Raw genomic sequence first — 16,568 nt, forward strand, 5'->3', positions numbered from 1 at the left:
TTCATGGGCCTTAAAAAGTTTCTTGAAGATATCGAGCCGAATTTCGAACCAGGCGGTAAGCATGAACGATGGTTTGCTCTGTATGAAGCAGCAGCAACAGTCTTTTATACTCCTGGCTTGGTGACAAAAAAAAGCTCGCACGTTCGTGATAGTATTGATTTAAAACGTATCATGATCATGGTTTGGTTAGCAGTATTTCCGGCAATGTTCTTTGGCATGTACAATGTCGGTGGACAAGCGATTGCTGCATTAAATCATATGTATTCAGGTGATCAATTCACCGCAATCATCAATGGCGATTGGCACTATTGGTTCACTCAAATGTTGGGTGGAACAATGGGGACTGATGCTGGCTGGGGTAGCAAAATGCTACTTGGTGCCACTTATTTCTTACCAATTTATGCCACAGTCTTCATCGTTGGTGGTTTTTGGGAAGTCTTATTCTGCATGGTGCGTAAGCATGAAGTGAACGAAGGTTTCTTCGTGACCTCTATCTTGTTTGCGTTGATCGTTCCACCAACATTGCCTCTTTGGCAAGCGGCATTAGGTATTACCTTTGGTGTGGTTATTGCCAAAGAAATCTTTGGTGGTACAGGTCGTAACTTCCTAAACCCAGCATTGGCTGGTCGTGCATTCCTATTCTTTGCTTACCCAGCGCAATTATCGGGTGACGTAGTTTGGACGGCAGCGGATGGTTTCTCAGGCGCCACAGCATTGAGCCAATGGTCTCAAAATGGTGGTGGTTCTTTGATGAACACCGCAACCGGTCACACCATTTCTTGGATGGACGCTTTCCTTGGTAATATCCCAGGTTCTATTGGTGAAACCTCCACGCTTGCGCTGTTGATTGGTGCGGCAGTGATCGTTTATATGGGTATTGCATCATGGCGTATTATTGCTGGTGTGCTTATCGGTATGATTGCGATTTCATCACTATTTAATGCGATTGGTTCTGATACCAACCCAATGTTTGCTATGCCTTTCTACTGGCACTTAGTTCTTGGTGGTTTTGCATTCGGTATGTTCTTTATGGCGACCGACCCTGTATCTGCTTCATTTACTAACAAAGGTAAGTGGGTGTATGGTGCATTAATCGGTGCGATGTGTGTGTTAATTCGTGTAGTTAACCCAGCATATCCAGAAGGCATGATGTTAGCGATTTTGTTCTCTAACCTCTTTGCCCCTCTGTTCGACCATTTTGTTGTGGAAAGTAACATTAAGCGGAGACTAGCGCGCTATGGCAAACAATAACGATAGCATTAAAAAGACGCTGTTTGTTGTTATCGCGTTGAGCTTAGTGTGCTCAATTATCGTATCGGTAGCGGCAGTAGGTTTACGTGATAAACAAGACCTAAACGCAGCATTAGATAAACAAAGTAAAATCTTGCAAGTATCTGGTATTGATATGAGTACAGGCAGCGTTCGTGAGCTGTATAAACAACATATCGTGACTAAACTGCTAGATTTTAAAACAGGTAAACTGGTCGATAAAACGGACAAAGGTGTCGCCGCCGCTGATTACAATCAGCGTGCTGCTGCTTCAAGCCCGAAACGGTCGATTCGATTACCTAAAGATAAAGATCCAGCGAAAATTATCACTCGTGCTGACTATGGCTTGGTGTACTTGGTTAAGAAAAACAATGAGTTGTCTCGTCTTATCCTACCTATCCATGGTAATGGCCTATGGTCGATGATGTACGCATTCGTGGCTGTTGAAACTGACGGTAACACTATTGACGGACTGATTTACTATGAACAGGGTGAAACTCCTGGATTAGGTGGCGAAGTAGAGAACCCTAAATGGCGAGCACAATTCGTCGGTAAGAAACTGTATGACGAAAACCACAATCCAGCGATTCGTATCGTGAAAGGTGGTGCGCCAGCAGGATCTAAGCACGGTGTCGATGCCATTTCGGGAGCGACATTGACCAGTAACGGGGTTCAGCGCCAATTTAATTTTTGGTTAGGTGATATGGGCTACGGGCCATTCCTAGCAAAAGTTCGTGACGGAGGTCTGAAGAACTAATGTCTAGTGCAAAATCTCTTAAACAGAGCCTTTTTGAACCGGTATTGGATAACAACCCAATCGCCCTTCAGGTTCTTGGTGTCTGTTCAGCCTTAGCGGTAACGACCCAGCTACAGACGGCGTTTGTTATGACACTTGCGGTAATGTTTGTTACTGCATTTTCTAACTTTTTTGTCTCGCTGATTCGTAACCATATTCCAAGCAGCGTACGTATCATCGTACAAATGGCGATCATTGCCTCTTTGGTTATCGTGGTTGACCAAGTATTGCGAGCTTACCTATACGACATCTCGAAACAGCTGTCAGTATTCGTTGGTTTGATCATTACTAACTGTATCGTAATGGGTCGTGCGGAAGCCTTTGCAATGAAATCTTCTCCAATTCCATCATTCATTGACGGTTTGGCGAACGGCCTAGGATACGGTTTCGTATTGGTGACCGTCGGTTTCTTCCGTGAACTTCTCGGCTCAGGTAAGCTATTCGGTATGGAAGTGTTACCCTTAGTGAAAGATGGTGGTTGGTATCAAGCGAATGGCTTAATGCTGCTAGCGCCTTCTGCGTTTTTCATCATCGGCTTGCTGATTTGGGTCATCCGTACAGTGAAACCTGAACAAGTAGAAGCGAAGGAGTAAGGTCGTCATGGAACATTATATTAGCCTACTTGTAAGATCGATCTTTATCGAAAACATGGCATTGTCTTTCTTCCTTGGTATGTGTACATTTCTTGCCGTATCGAAGAAAGTTAAGACATCTATCGGTCTAGGTATTGCGGTCACCGTGGTTTTAACCATTTCTGTGCCAGTAAACAACCTAGTTTATAATCTGTTATTGAAACCTGGTGCACTGGGTGAAGGGATTGACTTAAGTTTCCTTAACTTCATTACCTTTATCGGTGTTATTGCGGCCTTGGTACAGATTCTAGAGATGATTCTGGACCGTTTTTTCCCACCATTGTACAACGCGCTTGGTATCTTCCTACCATTGATCACAGTTAACTGTGCCATCTTTGGTGGTGTATCTTTCATGGTACAGCGTGATTACAACTTTGGTGAATCGATTGTGTATGGTTTCGGCTCGGGTTTGGGTTGGATGTTAGCAATCGTCGCTCTTGCAGGTATCCGTGAGAAAATGAAGTATTCAGATGTGCCTCCTGGCCTACGTGGTTTGGGTATTACCTTTATCACAGCAGGTTTGATGGCGATTGGCTTTATGTCTTTCTCTGGTATTCAACTGTAAGTCGGGTAAACCGCAACAATTAAGGAATAGTCAATGGACGTTATTCTTCTTGGTGTCGTGATGTTTACTCTGATCGTACTGGCCTTGGTTCTAGTGATTTTATTCGCTAAATCTAAGTTAGTACCAACAGGTGACATTACAATATCTATCAACGACGATCCTGAAAAAGCGATCGTTACTCAACCCGGCGGTAAGCTACTGGGTGCGCTAGCTGGTGCTGGTGTATTCGTTTCTTCTGCTTGTGGTGGCGGTGGCTCATGTGGTCAGTGCCGTGTAAAAGTGAAATCCGGTGGTGGTGACATTCTACCAACTGAGCTTGATCACATCAGTAAAGGTGAAGCTCGTGAAGGTGTTCGTTTATCTTGTCAGTTAGCTGTCAAAAACGACATGGAATTGGAATTACCAGAAGAAATCTTTGGTGTGAAAAAGTGGGAATGTGAAGTTATCTCGAATGATAACAAAGCGACCTTCATCAAAGAGTTGAAACTGAAAATTCCTGATGGTGAATCCGTTCCATTCCGTGCTGGTGGTTATATTCAGATTGAAGCGCCTGCTCACCACATCAAATATGCAGACTTTGATGTGCCTGAAGAGTATCGCCCAGACTGGGATCAATTTGATTTGTTCCGTTATGAGTCTAAGGTGGATGAGCCGATTATTCGTGCTTACTCAATGGCGAACTACCCAGAAGAGTTTGGTATCATCATGCTAAACGTGCGTGTGGCTGCGCCACCACCACGTAACCCTGATGTACCACCAGGTCAAATGTCATCCTACATTTGGTCATTGAAAGAAGGTGATAAAGTCACTATTTCTGGTCCATTTGGTGAATTCTTTGCCAAAGATACTGACGCAGAAATGGTCTTCATCGGTGGTGGTGCTGGTATGGCTCCAATGCGCTCACACATCTTTGACCAACTAAAACGTCTTAACACTAAGCGTAAGATTACATTCTGGTACGGTGCTCGTTCAGTTCGTGAAATGTTCTATGTAGAAGATTTTGACAAGCTGCAAGAAGAGCATGATAACTTTTCATGGCATGTCGCCTTGTCCGATCCATTACCAGAAGATAACTGGGATGGCTATACAGGCTTTATTCACAACGTTGCTTATGAAAATTATCTACGTGATCACGAAGCACCTGAAGATTGTGAGTACTACATGTGTGGTCCACCAATTATGAACGCATCAGTCATTAAAATGCTTCATGATCTTGGTGTTGAAGATGAAAACATTCTATTGGATGACTTTGGCGGCTAATTCGCTAATATTCTGATTTATAATGTTATATGGCTGGCTCTTAAGGGGTCAGCCATTGTTGTTTTAAATGATACAGTGAAGTCTTTATAAGAAAGAGTGGCTTTTTCTTATAACAGATTTGTCGGTGAGGAACGAAGCATGACGAGTCGATGGCTATTTTTTATTGCATGCCTATTGAGTCTGTTGGGGTGTACTGAACAAGTGCAGCAAGCCCAGTTTGGTGGCCCAACGATGGGGGCCTCTTACCATATTAAGTATCTTGTAGATGACAAGACCCCGTCGGCTGACCTGCTGCAAGCTCAGGTCGATGCCATTTTACAGCAAGTTAATCAGCAAATGTCGACTTATCAGCATGATTCGGAATTGAATCAATTTAACCATTATGTAGGGACCGAGCCCTTTCCTGTCTCGCCAGAAACAGCAACGGTAGTGCGTGAAGCGATTCGCCTGAATAAAGTGACATTGGGGAAGCTGGATGTTACCGTCGGCCCCTTAGTGAATTTATGGGGATTTGGCCCAGAAGGGCGTCCTAATGTGACACCTTCGTCACAAGCACTCGCCGCACAACGCAGTAAAGTGGGGATTGAGCATCTATCTGTTGAAGGGGATGCATTAAAAAAAGATCAACCCTCTCTTTACGTCGATTTATCGACGATTGCGAAGGGCTGGGGTGTCGACAAAATTGCCGAGTATCTTGATGAAAATCAAATAGATAATTATATGATTGAAGTCGGGGGAGAAGTTCGCCTCAAAGGTCATAATCGTAACGGTGTGCCTTGGCGAATCGCGATAGAGAAGCCCATTGATCAGGAACGTACCATTGAGAAAATCGTTCATCCTAAAAATATGGCGATTGCTACCTCGGGCGATTATCGCAATTATTTCGAGCAAGATGGGGTTCGGTACTCACATATCATCGATCCACAAACAGGACGACCCATCACCCATAACGTGGTGTCTGTCACCGTGATCCATCCATCCTGTATGACGGCGGATGGACTGGCAACCGGTCTAATGGTCTTGGGCGAAACACAAGGACTTGCTGTGGCAGAAGAGCAGCAGTTGCCCGTATTAATGATAGTGAAAACCAATGATGGATTTAAGACGGTCACCTCAACCGCATTCCAACCGTATTTAAATTAATAGGATGTGAGGGGAGTTTTATGAATACCTTTTTGATTACATTTGGCGTTTTTATCTGCGTGATTGCTGCCATGGCTGTTGGTGTCATTTTTCAAAAGAAAGTGGTTCGTGGTAGTTGTGGTGGACTCGGTGCGGTTGGTATCGATAAAGTCTGTAATTGCCCTGAGCCTTGTGACGCGCGTAAGAAACGTGAAGCGAAAGAGGCAAAACGGATGGAAAACATCGCTAAATGGGAAAATGATCGTATTTTATAGTGATGTAGCTCAACCATAAAGATGGACGGGCGGAACTGACTCATCTTCAGCGAAGATGATTGGGTTCCGCCCGTTGTTTTTAGCGTGATACAGGCGATGGTCAACTTAAGTGGCTAAGGCCTCTATATGCTCAGCACTTTTTCTTATCACTCCAATGCCTACTCCAGTCACATCGTCCCCAATGGCCCCAGTTGAATGGTTAAGTCGTGGAGCACAGGTCGACAGCCTTACAAGTACTCGTAGGGTTTTATTCATATTGTTCCCATCGATGTGATGTATTTAAATCTAGGCACGCAGGGGTGCTTCGACAATACATGCGAGAAAGGTTGTGTACAATGATCAGAGTATCGATGTAGAACGCAAACTCATGTATACTGTTTTTATATACAGATGATATGGTTTCTATCATGGTCGTAAATGAACAACCAATTCGAAAAATTATTCATATCGATATGGATTGCTTTTACGCGGCAGTGGAAATGCGTGACAATCCAAATTATCGGGGCAAACCTTTAGCGGTTGGGGGAAACCGACGACAACGTGGTGTGCTGAGTACATGTAATTACGAAGCGCGTCAATATGGCCTCCGTTCGGCGATGCCAACAGCACAAGCGTTGACACTGTGCCCGCACGTAATTTTGGTGCCCGGGCGTATGGATGTGTATAAGGCAATATCGCAACAAATTCGCGCTATATTTCAGCGCTATACATCCATCATAGAGCCGTTGTCTCTGGATGAAGCCTATCTCGATGTCACCCATTCGACCGCTTGCCAAGGCAGTGCTACATTAATAGCTGAGGCGATTCGTCGAGATATCTGGAACGAACTACAATTAACGGCGTCCGCTGGCGTCGCTCCCATCAAATTTCTCGCCAAAGTGGCTTCTGATATGCGAAAACCCAATGGCCAGTTTGTGGTTCCACCAGAAGATGTCCAAAAGGTCGTCGATAAACTTCCCTTAGAAACCATTCCTGGCGTGGGTAAAGTCAGTTTAGAAAAATTACATCGCGCTGGATTTTATCTGTGTGAAGATATAAAAAAAACCGATTATCGTGATTTGTTGATTCGTTTTGGGCGTCAGGGCGCTTCGCTCTGGCAGAAAAGTCATGGTATTGACCCACGGGAAGTCGTGGTAGAGCGAGAAAGAAAATCCGTCGGGGTCGAACGCACGTTCAGTCAAAATATTATGACGTATGAACAGTGCTGGTCGGTGATTGAAAATAAGTTATTTCCAGAACTTGACCAGCGGTTAACCAAAGCAAGTACCAAACGCGCCATTATTAAGCAAGGCATTAAAGTAAAATTTGCCGACTTTCAACTAACGACGATTGAACATCTGCATCAAGAGCTGGAATTGGATGATTTTCGTGAGTTACTAAGGGAAGTATTAAAGCGTCAAAATGGTCGCGAAATTCGTTTATTAGGGCTTTCCGTGATGCTCAAACCACAATTGCCCGTTGAACAGTTGAGTTTCTTTTAGATACACTGTTGCTCGCAGCAGCCGTTACCCCCACCAGTGAATGGAATAAACTATGAAATCACTCATCGCGTTCATCGTTTTACTCAGTGCATTACCCGTATGGGCCAGTCAATGCCATGTAGACGTGAATAATGAAGTCCATCTTGATGGCGAAAAAGTAGAGATCCATCGTCAAGATGGCAGTGTCGCTCAGTTAGATAAAAATAATCATGTGCGCATCGATGGTCAGTCTTTACCGCTTAACTCACAGCAGCAATCGATGGTAGAGAAATTCCGTACCAGCATTAATGACAGTATTCCCAAAATGAAACAAGTCATTAATGACGGTCTGGCTATTGCTGATGATGTACTTGATAACGTGTCTGCGAGCTTAAATACACCGCATGCGTTTGATGACGTCAAGCAAAGCATTCAATCTTATGCGGCAAAAATGGAACAACGTTATTACAAAAATGGCGAATTTGTATTACCGGCCAATACCTATGAAGAGATGAAGAAGCAGTGGGCGGATGAGTTTGAACAAATGAAAGCCGTGTTTACTAGCGAGTTTCTTACCAGTTCGTTTAATAGTATTACTGAAAACATGAAGCAAAATGGCGGGTTGAATCTTACTAAGCTAAGTGAAACCATGGGTAATTTAAAACAACAAGTGACTGAACAACTTAAAACGCATAAACAGAAAATTAAGAAAGACAGCCAGGCGGTGTGCGATAGCCTAGATGACATTGTGCAGCAAGAAAATGAGCTGCATGAGAAGATTCCTGAATTGAAAAAATATCAGGTGTTTACGATCTAAACAGTCGTAATACGCTTCGTTACAGATCAACCCTCAGCGCTTGCTGAGGGTTTTTTATTCATACAGACGGTATTTTCAATAAAATCAGTAAGCCTTATTTGCCTTTTGCGTTTTTTTACATTAATGTACTAGCCAACTAGTTTAGTGGTATTAGTGGGTACGTATGACAACAGCATCATCTCGAGAGACGTTTGGTTCTCGCCTAGGTTTTATTCTATCAGCTGCCGGGGCGGCGGTAGGGCTGGGAAACATTTGGGGGTTTCCAACTCAGGCTGCCAGTAATGGCGGCGGTGCTTTTTTAGTGGTGTACTTGGTCCTCATTTTGGTCGTTGCTTATCCTATGCTCGTCGTTGAGATGTCGATAGGCCGGTACGGTCAAGCAAACCCAGTGGATAGTATGCGTTCACTAACTAGCAATCCTCTAGGCAAGCGCATCGGCGCCAGTGTTGGTTGGTTAGGGCTCAGCGTGCCTAGTACGGTGTTGGCATTTTATAGTATCGTCGGCGGATGGTTGATTTGTTATCTTCTCGGCGCCATGACCGATATCCTAGGATTACAAACCGCAACCGTCTGGTTGAAAGGATTCAGTGTTGAGCGTAATGCCTTCGGCACTTTGGTCTTTTATGTACTGACCATTTTGATTGTTCAAGGCGGAGTGAAAGATGGCATTGAAAAGTGGTCGACACGCTTAATGCCAGCATTGTTTATTCTATTTGGCGTCTTGTTTGTGTACATCATGATGCAAGATGGCGCGATGCAAGGACTGCAGCATTACTTGATCCCAGATTTTGATAAGGTGTGGGATAAGAAACTGATTTTGGCGGCGATGGGACAGGGGTTCTTTTCTCTGACCATTGGTGGTTGCTCTATGCTGATCTACGGCTCTTACCTTAGTAAAAAAGAAAACCTGCCGAAAATGGCTATGAATGTCACATTGGTGGACACTGCGGTAGCGTTTGTCGCTGGGTTGGTGGTGATGCCTGCGATGTTTGTCGCCATGAAACACGGTGTACAAATCTATTCTGCGGATGGTGCCTTGCTGAGTTCTGATACATTGGTGTTTACCGTATTGCCGATGATGTTTGATAGTCTTGGCCTGTTAGGGCAACTGTTCGCGATTGTATTTTTCCTTTTATTAACGATCGCGGCTTTGACCTCATCCATTTCGATGTTGGAGTGCCCAGTGGCTTTAGTAGGGGAACGCTTTAATACTCGCCGAACACCAACCAGTTGGGTCCTTGGTGGGATCATCGCTCTATTTAGTATGGTGATTGTTTATCATTTCGCGAGCTTGTTCGGATTGGTTGCCATGGTCGCGACTCAGTATTTACAGCCGTTTGCCGCGTTGCTGTTTTGCTTGTTTGGTGGTTGGGTTTGGAATCGTAACCAGAAATTCAAAGAGTTATCATCTGGATTTGCGACCTTCCGTACCAGTTTGTTTGGGCGTATTTGGCCTTGGTATGTTCGTTTGGTGTGTCCCGTCACTGTCACTGCAATCATCTGGGCTTCGTTTACCTAACGGCTCACATTAACACAACGGCAAGTCAACCGACGACTTGCCGTTGTTTCGTCACTTCCTTAAAGTTCACCGGTTTTTGGCCCTTCTAACTCCATGTCGCTAATGTCTTCGATAAATTCTTCCACCAGTTGTTCGACTTCATGATCATCATGATCAAAATACGCCAAATTGAAGAGTGCATCGCCTTCGTTGACCAGCGGTAAGGTTTGCTGACCGATCACAATGCCGCCTTTGGCCGCTTTTAAGTCCGACTTCGTAGCGCCTAGTGGTGAGTTTATGTACGCAAGAATCTGATCTTTTTCGACTTTATCGCCTAATGACACCAGTGAGCGAACAATGCCATCCGTATCGGCACGAACCCAATTGGTGGAGGTGGAGATGAATGTCGATGGAAAGGCTTTGCGGCTTTTTCTTAGCATGCCTACCGCTTGCATTGTGCGTTTAATGCCTTGTAAGCCCGCTTGAATCGCAATGGGATCAAAACGTAAGGCTTCTCCTGCCTCATAGGTTAAAACACTCACGCCCAGCTTTCCTGCTTCGCTACGCAAAGAGCCATCGCGTAGCGGTGAATCAATGGTCACTGGCGTGCCAAACGCCCCAGCAATACGCAAAGTTTCCTCATCACTGAGATCCGCACGGATTTGTGGTAGGTTGGTCCGGTGTTGGGCCCCGGTATGTAAATCAATAATATATTGGCATGATTTGGCAATTTCAGTGAAAAAGGTGTAGGCCATACGTGAGGCTAGCGACCCTTTTTCACTGCCGGGAAAGCTGCGATTTAAATCGCGTCTATCTGGGAGATAACGCGATTTATGGATAAAACCAAATACGTTCACCACTGGAACCGCAATCAGTGTTCCTTTGAGTTTCATTGGATCGATACTTTCGACCAATTGCCGCACAATTTCCACACCATTGAGCTCATCACCATGAATGGCGGCATTGACCAGCATGACTGGCCCCGGTGAGGCGCCATGTAAAATCTCAATCGGAATCGACAGTGGCGTATTGGTATACAATTTTGCCACTTCTAATTCAGTAATCACTCGCGTTCCCGCGGGAATGGATTGCCCTAAAATATGAAAAGCGGGCTTGGTATGCTGTGTTTTATTCGCCATAGTGGAGTCCTGAAGACTGTTTTTCTTTTTCAATGAAGTCGATGATCATACCTGCAATGTCTTTGCCAGTTGATTTTTCGATGCCTTCTAACCCAGGGGAAGAATTCACTTCCATGATCAGTGGGCCACGTGCTGAACGTAACAAATCGACTCCAGCGACTTTTAACCCCATTACCTTGGCGGCGGCAATCGCTGTCTGAGCCTCTTCTTCGGTAATCTCAATTAAGGAAGCAGAACCGCCGCGATGTAAGTTAGAGCGAAACTCACCTTCAGCTCCTTGTCGCTTCATTGCTGCAATCACGGTGTCTCCTAATACAAAGCAACGGATATCCGCGCCAGCGGATTCTTGGATGTACTCTTGCACCATGATATTGGCTTTGAGTCCCATGAACGCTTCAATAACACTTTCCGCCGCTTTGCGTGTTTCCGCGAGTACGACCCCAATCCCTTGAGTACCCTCGAGAAGTTTGATCACAACCGGAGCGCCGCCGACCATCGCCAACAGATCTTTGACATCGTCGGGTTTATTGGCAAAGCCTGTAATTGGCATCCCTAAACCCCGATGCGATAACAGTTGCATTGAACGTAGCTTGTCGCGTGAGCGACTGATGGCAATCGATTCATTTAACGTATAGACATTCATCGTTTCAAATTGGCGCAGTACTGCCGTGCCGTAAAAGGTGACGGAAGCTCCGATACGCGGAATGATGGCATCAAAATCATTCAACTCTTCGCCTTTACAGTGAATTTGCGGCTGTTTGGAGTTAATGTTCATATAACAGCGCAGCGCATCAATCACTTTGACTTCGTGTCCACGTGCTTGACTCGCTTCAATGAGTCGTTGGGTGGAATAGAGGTTGGCGTTGCGTGACAGTATTCCAATTTTCATACGCTCATTTCCTTGAGAGATAGTTGAAAAGATTGTTTCGGATCCACAAGCAAGTTTGTCATCGCGGTACGTCCAATGAGCATACGAAATCCCATATTGGTTCGATCGGCTAACGTCACTTCCGTTGGAAATACATGCTCGCCTAGTTGTAACTCAGTCATAATGACATAGCGTATCTCTTCTTCGCCCCCAGAATTGCGAATGGAGCGTTGCTCAACTACCGCGGCATTACACTCAATACGAATTGTGTCATCGTGTTGATCAGGGAAAAGAAAAAAAGTCACCCGTTGTTCCCCGTTATAAGTGTACGGAGTGATATGTAATGCATGGAGGCTCGACGTGCGTGCGCCGGTATCCATTTTGGCTTTTATCCGATTAATCCCCAGTTGAGGTAGGGCAACATATTCACGCCAACCGGCGATTGTTTTTGAATTCATAACGTTATGTAATCTCGATAATGACTAAGAATGCAAATAGCGCAAAGAGGGCGCACTCTAGCAAAGCGCGGAATCGTATGACCAATGAAAAATTTCAGTCGTGTTGATAACCAGTATTAATCATCATAGTGAGAAAACGTGTTAATTATTGTGGGTGAGTGTTAAATAATCGCAAAAATAGCAATGTGATGACATGATAAACAACAAGCCAGGCGTGATGCCTGGCTTGTGACTCATTAAGCTTTGTTAGGAATATTTTCAAGTAGTGTAATCATTTGCTGCCAGAACAAACCGACAGTGTCGATTTTAACTTTTTCATCTGGAGAATGAGGGAACTTAATGGTCGGCCCAAATGAAATCATATCCATCTCTGGGTAAGGTTTCTTAAATAGGCCGCATTCCAATCCGGCATGAATGACCATGATGTTTGGCTTGTGTCCATAGATGCCTTCGTACATATCACGGAAAATATGCATGATTTCTGAATCCGCGTCCGGTTTCCAGCCAGGATAGGCACCAGCAAACGTGACGTCGGCATTGGCTAAGTGAGCTAACGATGTCAGAGTGCCTTCAACTTGTTGACGACCTGAATCAATCAGAGAGCGAACCAAGCATAATACGGTGGCATGGTCATGGTCAGTGGTAATGACCCCCACGTTAAGCGAGGTTTCTACGACACCTGCAATCTCATCGCTCATGCGAACCACACCGTTTGGACACGCATTTAATCCTGCAACGAACGCGCGTTGAGATTCAACAGAAAAAGCGGCTTGGTCTGTTTCATGCGCATCGTTTAAGAGCGTGATGGTCGTTTCAATTTTTTGTAATTCTGTGGCAACGACTTCGCCAAAGGCGCGATAGGCGTTATCTAATGCGTCTGCTTGCTTGGCTGGGACGGCGATAACGGCAAACGACTCGCGAGGGATTGCATTGCGCAGGCTACCACCACGGAATTCGATCAAGCGGTAATCAAGGTCGGCGGTATAATCGGCAAGGAAACGCGCAAGCAGTTTATTGGCATTCGCTCTGCCTGTATGGATATCCGCGCCAGAATGGCCACCTTTCAATCCTTTAAGTGTCAATTGACGTGTCACGAAATCCGCTGGCAGTGCGTCACGAACAATTGGGAAGGTGAGCGTGGCATCGACACCACCCGCGCAGCCCATGTAGACTTCGCCTTCCTGTTCAGAGTCTGTATTTAATAAAATGTCGCCTTCAAGCCAGCCTTCTTGTAGGCCAAAAGCGCCCGTCATGCCCGCTTCTTCGTCAATGGTGAGCAACACTTCAATCGGACCATGTTTAATATCGCTCGCGGCTAGAACCGCTAAACAGGACGCCATACCAATCCCATTGTCTGAACCTAACGTGGTGCCTTTGGCGGTAACCCATTCACCATCAATGTATGGCTGAATCGGATCTCGAGTAAAGTCGTGTTCGGTATCTTCATTCTTTTGCGGCACCATATCTAAATGCGCTTGCAGAACGACTTTCTTTTTATTCTCCATGCCTGGCGTGGCTGGCTTTTTAATAAACACGTTACCGATAGTATCTCGGCGTACGGTAAGCCCTTCTTGAGTCGCCCATTCAATAATGTATTGAGCGAGTTGCTCTTCATGCTTAGATGGATGTGGAATCGAACAGATTTTGTCGAAAAACTGCCAAACAGGGGCAGGGGATAACTGGCTTATTTCAGAATGGAATTCAGACACAGAGCAACTCCTATAATGGTGTATTCATCTGATCATGGCAATTGGCGGTGTTGAGCGGCCGATGTCGAATGTGATCAGAGGTAATGAATAATGATGGGTCATAGCATACCACTCTCAAGTTCTGGGGAGTAGCGCTTCTCTGTTGGGTTATGAATGGTAAATGTGGACAAACAAAAATCATCAATATGCATCTAAATGATTAAAAATTTGCGATCTCAATCATAAAAAAGAGCTGTAAATGTAATTTTATTACGTATATAGGTCGATTTTTTCGTTTTAATTAAAAAAATGTGATTTTAGTCACTTAAATTGTTGTAATAAATTTTCTTGGTGGTATATTTGTAACCAGCTCGATAGAGCCACACATTCATGAGATAAAACTTTTTATTGTATTGGACGTGTACGAAGAGTCCTGAGTGATGATCAGGATGCATCGTAATCGTTTTCTATGAGTGATCGTTGTCAGTGTTCACCCCACACGGGCAACATTAACTTTGTAACTCGAACAGTGATGTTCACCCCTTATATTGGAATTATGCTATCGCCAGTCTGTTTAGGCGATCAAAGATTCTCAGCCACCTTTTTTAGGTGGTTTTTTTTTACCTAAATTTCGGTTCCAAGCACTCGGTCGTGTTTGAGATGTCATCTACACATAAGAACGATTAAATTTCACAACGCTTAATTACTATTCAATGATTTGATTTTACTGAAGAAAAAAACAACGTTTTTTCATTTTTTCTTTATAAACTGTGATATGCCATCAATTCCATCTGGAATTTGTCATTTTATAACTTTATAATCGCGCCCAATCGATTACGCAACCGTTTACTAATTTACCATTTATAGGATCGACAATGCTGGAACGCTTATTTAAGTTACGCGAACATGGAACGACCGTTCGTACCGAAATCATTGCAGGAATGACCACATTCCTTACAATGGCCTATATCATTTTTGTTAACCCATCGTTGCTGGCGCAAACCGGTATGGACCAAGGCGCTGTCTTTGTCGCCACGTGTGTTGCGGCGGCGATTGGTTGCTTTATTATGGGTATTTACGCGAACTATCCTATTGCTCAGGCGCCAGGAATGGGCTTGAACGCCTTTTTTACGTTTTCTGTCGTTAATGGGATGGGGTATACTTGGGAAGTAGCGCTAGCCGCGGTTTTCTGTTCTGGTGTGCTGTTCATTCTATTGAGTTTGTTTCGTATCCGTGAGTGGATCATCAATTCCATTCCAATGTCCTTGAGAACTGGGATTGCAGCGGGTATCGGCCTTTTCTTAGCATTTATTGCATTGCAAAGCGCAGGGATCATCGTGGGTAACCCAGGAACCCTTATTGGTCTGGGTGATATGACGTCACAGAAATGTTTCTTTGCTGCGATTGGTTTTGTCCTAACAGTGGCGTTAGTGCATCGTAATGTCAAAGGTGCGGTGATGATTTCAATTTTAGCCGTTACGCTGCTTGGTATTCTCTTTGGGGATGTTCAATGGCATGGCGTGATGGATATGCCGCCATCGGTCGCTCCGACGTTCATGCAACTTGATTTTAGCGGCGTATTCCAAGTCGGTATGATTTCGGTTGTTTTTGCTTTCCTATTTGTCGATCTTTTTGATACGGCGGGAACCTTAGTTGGCGTTGCTAGCAAAGCTGGGCTGATCAAAGAAGACGGAAAGTTACCACGCTTAAATCGTGCATTATTAGCCGATTCTACCGCAACCTCTATCGGGGCGTTGCTGGGGACATCGAATACAACGTCTTATGTTGAAAGTACATCAGGGGTCGCAGCAGGAGGTCGGACAGGTTTAACCGCCGTTGTCGTTGGTATTTTCTTCTTACTTGCTTTATTCTTCTCGCCATTAGCTGGAATGATTCCTGCCTATGCAACCTCTGGTGCGTTATTGTATGTTGCGGTATTGATGTTATCCGGCCTTGCGCATATTGATTGGAATGATATAACTGAATCAGCTCCGGCTGCGATCACTTGTATCATGATGCCGTTGACTTATTCGATTGCAGAAGGGATTTCTTTTGGTTTCATCGCGTATGCAGTCATTAAATTGTTGAGTGGAAAAAGACACGATGTCTCAGCCAGTGTTTGGCTAATGGCGGTCATTTTCACGATTAAATTTATTGCTGGGTAAGCGATATATTACATTTATAATTTTAGGTTTAAACAAATGAGCAAAAAATTCGTTATCACTTGGGACAACATGCAGTCATACTGCCGCCAGTTATCTGAAAAGCAAATGCCTGCAGAGCAGTGGAAAGGCATTCTTGGTGTCAGCCGTGGTGGTTTAGTGCCTGCTGCTATTCTCGCTCGTGAATTGGGTATACGCTATGTTGATACGATTTGTATTTCAAGCTACGACCACGATCACCAACGTGATATGAATGTTCTCAAAGCCCCAGAGCATGATGGAGAAGGTTTCCTGATTGTGGACGATTTAGTCGACAGTGGTGATACCGCACGTAAAATTCGCGAAATGTACCCTAAAGCGAAATTTGTGACTGTCTGTGCGAAACCTGCGGGTAAAGATTTGGTGGATGAATACGTTGTTGATATTCCACAAGATACGTGGATTGAACAGCCATGGGATCTATCGTTGTCGTTTGTTGAACCTATCAATCGCAAGCAAAAATAAGTGTTTTGAAACTCCAGTTTCAATAGAAATGGCCCGCGTCGGGCCATTTTTTTTG

The 16,568-nt window shown here is 44.6% G+C and carries 16 protein-coding genes; 12 read left to right on the top strand and 4 right to left on the bottom strand.

Going from position 1 to position 16,568, the window contains the following annotated elements:
• Positions 1-3 precede the first annotated feature (3 nt).
• The 10 genes from EAE30_RS08250 (at position 4) to EAE30_RS08295 (ending at position 9,715) form a co-directional block, all read left to right on the top strand.
• Entirely contained in the window at positions 4-1,251 is a 1,248-nt protein-coding gene (locus EAE30_RS08250; RefSeq protein ID WP_123015494.1) for an NADH:ubiquinone reductase (Na(+)-transporting) subunit B, read from the top strand.
• Positions 1,238-2,026 (top strand): Na(+)-translocating NADH-quinone reductase subunit C, encoded by a 789-nt coding sequence (locus EAE30_RS08255; protein WP_123015495.1) that lies wholly within the window; start codon positions 1,238-1,240, stop codon positions 2,024-2,026. Before EAE30_RS08250 ends, EAE30_RS08255 begins: the two co-directional genes overlap by 14 nt.
• Positions 2,026-2,658: an NADH:ubiquinone reductase (Na(+)-transporting) subunit D gene (locus EAE30_RS08260; protein WP_123015496.1), complete on the top strand. Its 633-nt coding sequence runs from the start codon at positions 2,026-2,028 to the stop codon at positions 2,656-2,658. The genes EAE30_RS08255 and EAE30_RS08260 overlap by 1 nt, the downstream gene beginning before the upstream one ends.
• A 7-nt stretch (positions 2,659-2,665) precedes the next feature.
• On the top strand, positions 2,666-3,262 hold the full coding sequence (gene nqrE / locus EAE30_RS08265) for an NADH:ubiquinone reductase (Na(+)-transporting) subunit E (protein WP_123015497.1): 597 nt from the start codon (positions 2,666-2,668) through the stop codon (positions 3,260-3,262).
• A 33-nt stretch (positions 3,263-3,295) separates the two neighbouring features.
• Positions 3,296-4,522, top strand: coding sequence for an NADH:ubiquinone reductase (Na(+)-transporting) subunit F (gene nqrF / locus EAE30_RS08270; RefSeq protein WP_123015498.1), 1,227 nt, complete (start codon positions 3,296-3,298; stop codon positions 4,520-4,522).
• 138 nt (positions 4,523-4,660) lie between these two features.
• Positions 4,661-5,665, top strand: coding sequence for an FAD:protein FMN transferase (locus EAE30_RS08275; RefSeq protein WP_123015499.1), 1,005 nt, complete (start codon positions 4,661-4,663; stop codon positions 5,663-5,665).
• A 20-nt stretch (positions 5,666-5,685) separates the two neighbouring features.
• On the top strand, positions 5,686-5,919 hold the full coding sequence (nqrM, locus tag EAE30_RS08280; RefSeq protein WP_123015500.1) for a (Na+)-NQR maturation NqrM: 234 nt from the start codon (positions 5,686-5,688) through the stop codon (positions 5,917-5,919).
• A 407-nt stretch (positions 5,920-6,326) separates the two neighbouring features.
• The gene (dinB, locus tag EAE30_RS08285) at positions 6,327-7,400 is read left to right on the top strand and encodes a DNA polymerase IV (RefSeq protein WP_123015501.1); all 1,074 of its coding nucleotides are present in this window, start codon (positions 6,327-6,329) and stop codon (positions 7,398-7,400) included.
• A 52-nt stretch (positions 7,401-7,452) separates the two neighbouring features.
• Positions 7,453-8,196, top strand: a complete 744-nt coding sequence (locus tag EAE30_RS08290; protein WP_123015502.1) for a DUF2884 family protein — start codon at positions 7,453-7,455, stop codon at positions 8,194-8,196.
• 163 nt (positions 8,197-8,359) lie between these two features.
• Positions 8,360-9,715, top strand: coding sequence for a sodium-dependent transporter (locus tag EAE30_RS08295; protein ID WP_123015503.1), 1,356 nt, complete (start codon positions 8,360-8,362; stop codon positions 9,713-9,715).
• Positions 9,716-9,774: 59 nt separating this feature from the next.
• On the opposite strand, the gene EAE30_RS08300 is transcribed toward EAE30_RS08295, so the two are convergent.
• From EAE30_RS08300 to EAE30_RS08315, 4 genes are all read right to left on the bottom strand, one after another.
• Entirely contained in the window at positions 9,775-10,833 is a 1,059-nt protein-coding gene (locus EAE30_RS08300; RefSeq protein WP_123015504.1) for a succinylglutamate desuccinylase/aspartoacylase family protein, read from the bottom strand.
• Positions 10,823-11,722, bottom strand: a complete 900-nt coding sequence (rimK, locus tag EAE30_RS08305) for a 30S ribosomal protein S6--L-glutamate ligase (protein ID WP_123015505.1) — start codon at positions 11,720-11,722, stop codon at positions 10,823-10,825. Before rimK ends, EAE30_RS08300 begins: the two co-directional genes overlap by 11 nt.
• Entirely contained in the window at positions 11,719-12,159 is a 441-nt protein-coding gene (locus EAE30_RS08310) for an ATP-dependent zinc protease family protein (RefSeq protein WP_123015506.1), read from the bottom strand. Before EAE30_RS08310 ends, rimK begins: the two co-directional genes overlap by 4 nt.
• Before the next feature lie 236 nt (positions 12,160-12,395).
• Positions 12,396-13,868: an aminoacyl-histidine dipeptidase gene (locus tag EAE30_RS08315; RefSeq protein ID WP_123015507.1), complete on the bottom strand. Its 1,473-nt coding sequence runs from the start codon at positions 13,866-13,868 to the stop codon at positions 12,396-12,398.
• An 854-nt stretch (positions 13,869-14,722) separates the two neighbouring features.
• Here EAE30_RS08315 and EAE30_RS08320 point away from each other — a divergent pair.
• Together EAE30_RS08320 and gpt are read left to right on the top strand one after the other, a co-directional pair.
• The gene (locus tag EAE30_RS08320; RefSeq protein ID WP_123015508.1) at positions 14,723-16,012 is read left to right on the top strand and encodes an NCS2 family permease; all 1,290 of its coding nucleotides are present in this window, start codon (positions 14,723-14,725) and stop codon (positions 16,010-16,012) included.
• 36 nt (positions 16,013-16,048) lie between these two features.
• Complete coding sequence (gpt, locus tag EAE30_RS08325; protein ID WP_123015509.1) at positions 16,049-16,513, top strand: xanthine phosphoribosyltransferase; 465 nt, start codon at positions 16,049-16,051, stop codon at positions 16,511-16,513.
• Positions 16,514-16,568: the final 55 nt, after the last annotated feature.

It is taken from the genome of Vibrio zhugei, from assembly GCF_003716875.1.
GTDB lineage: Bacteria > Pseudomonadota > Gammaproteobacteria > Enterobacterales > Vibrionaceae > Vibrio > Vibrio zhugei.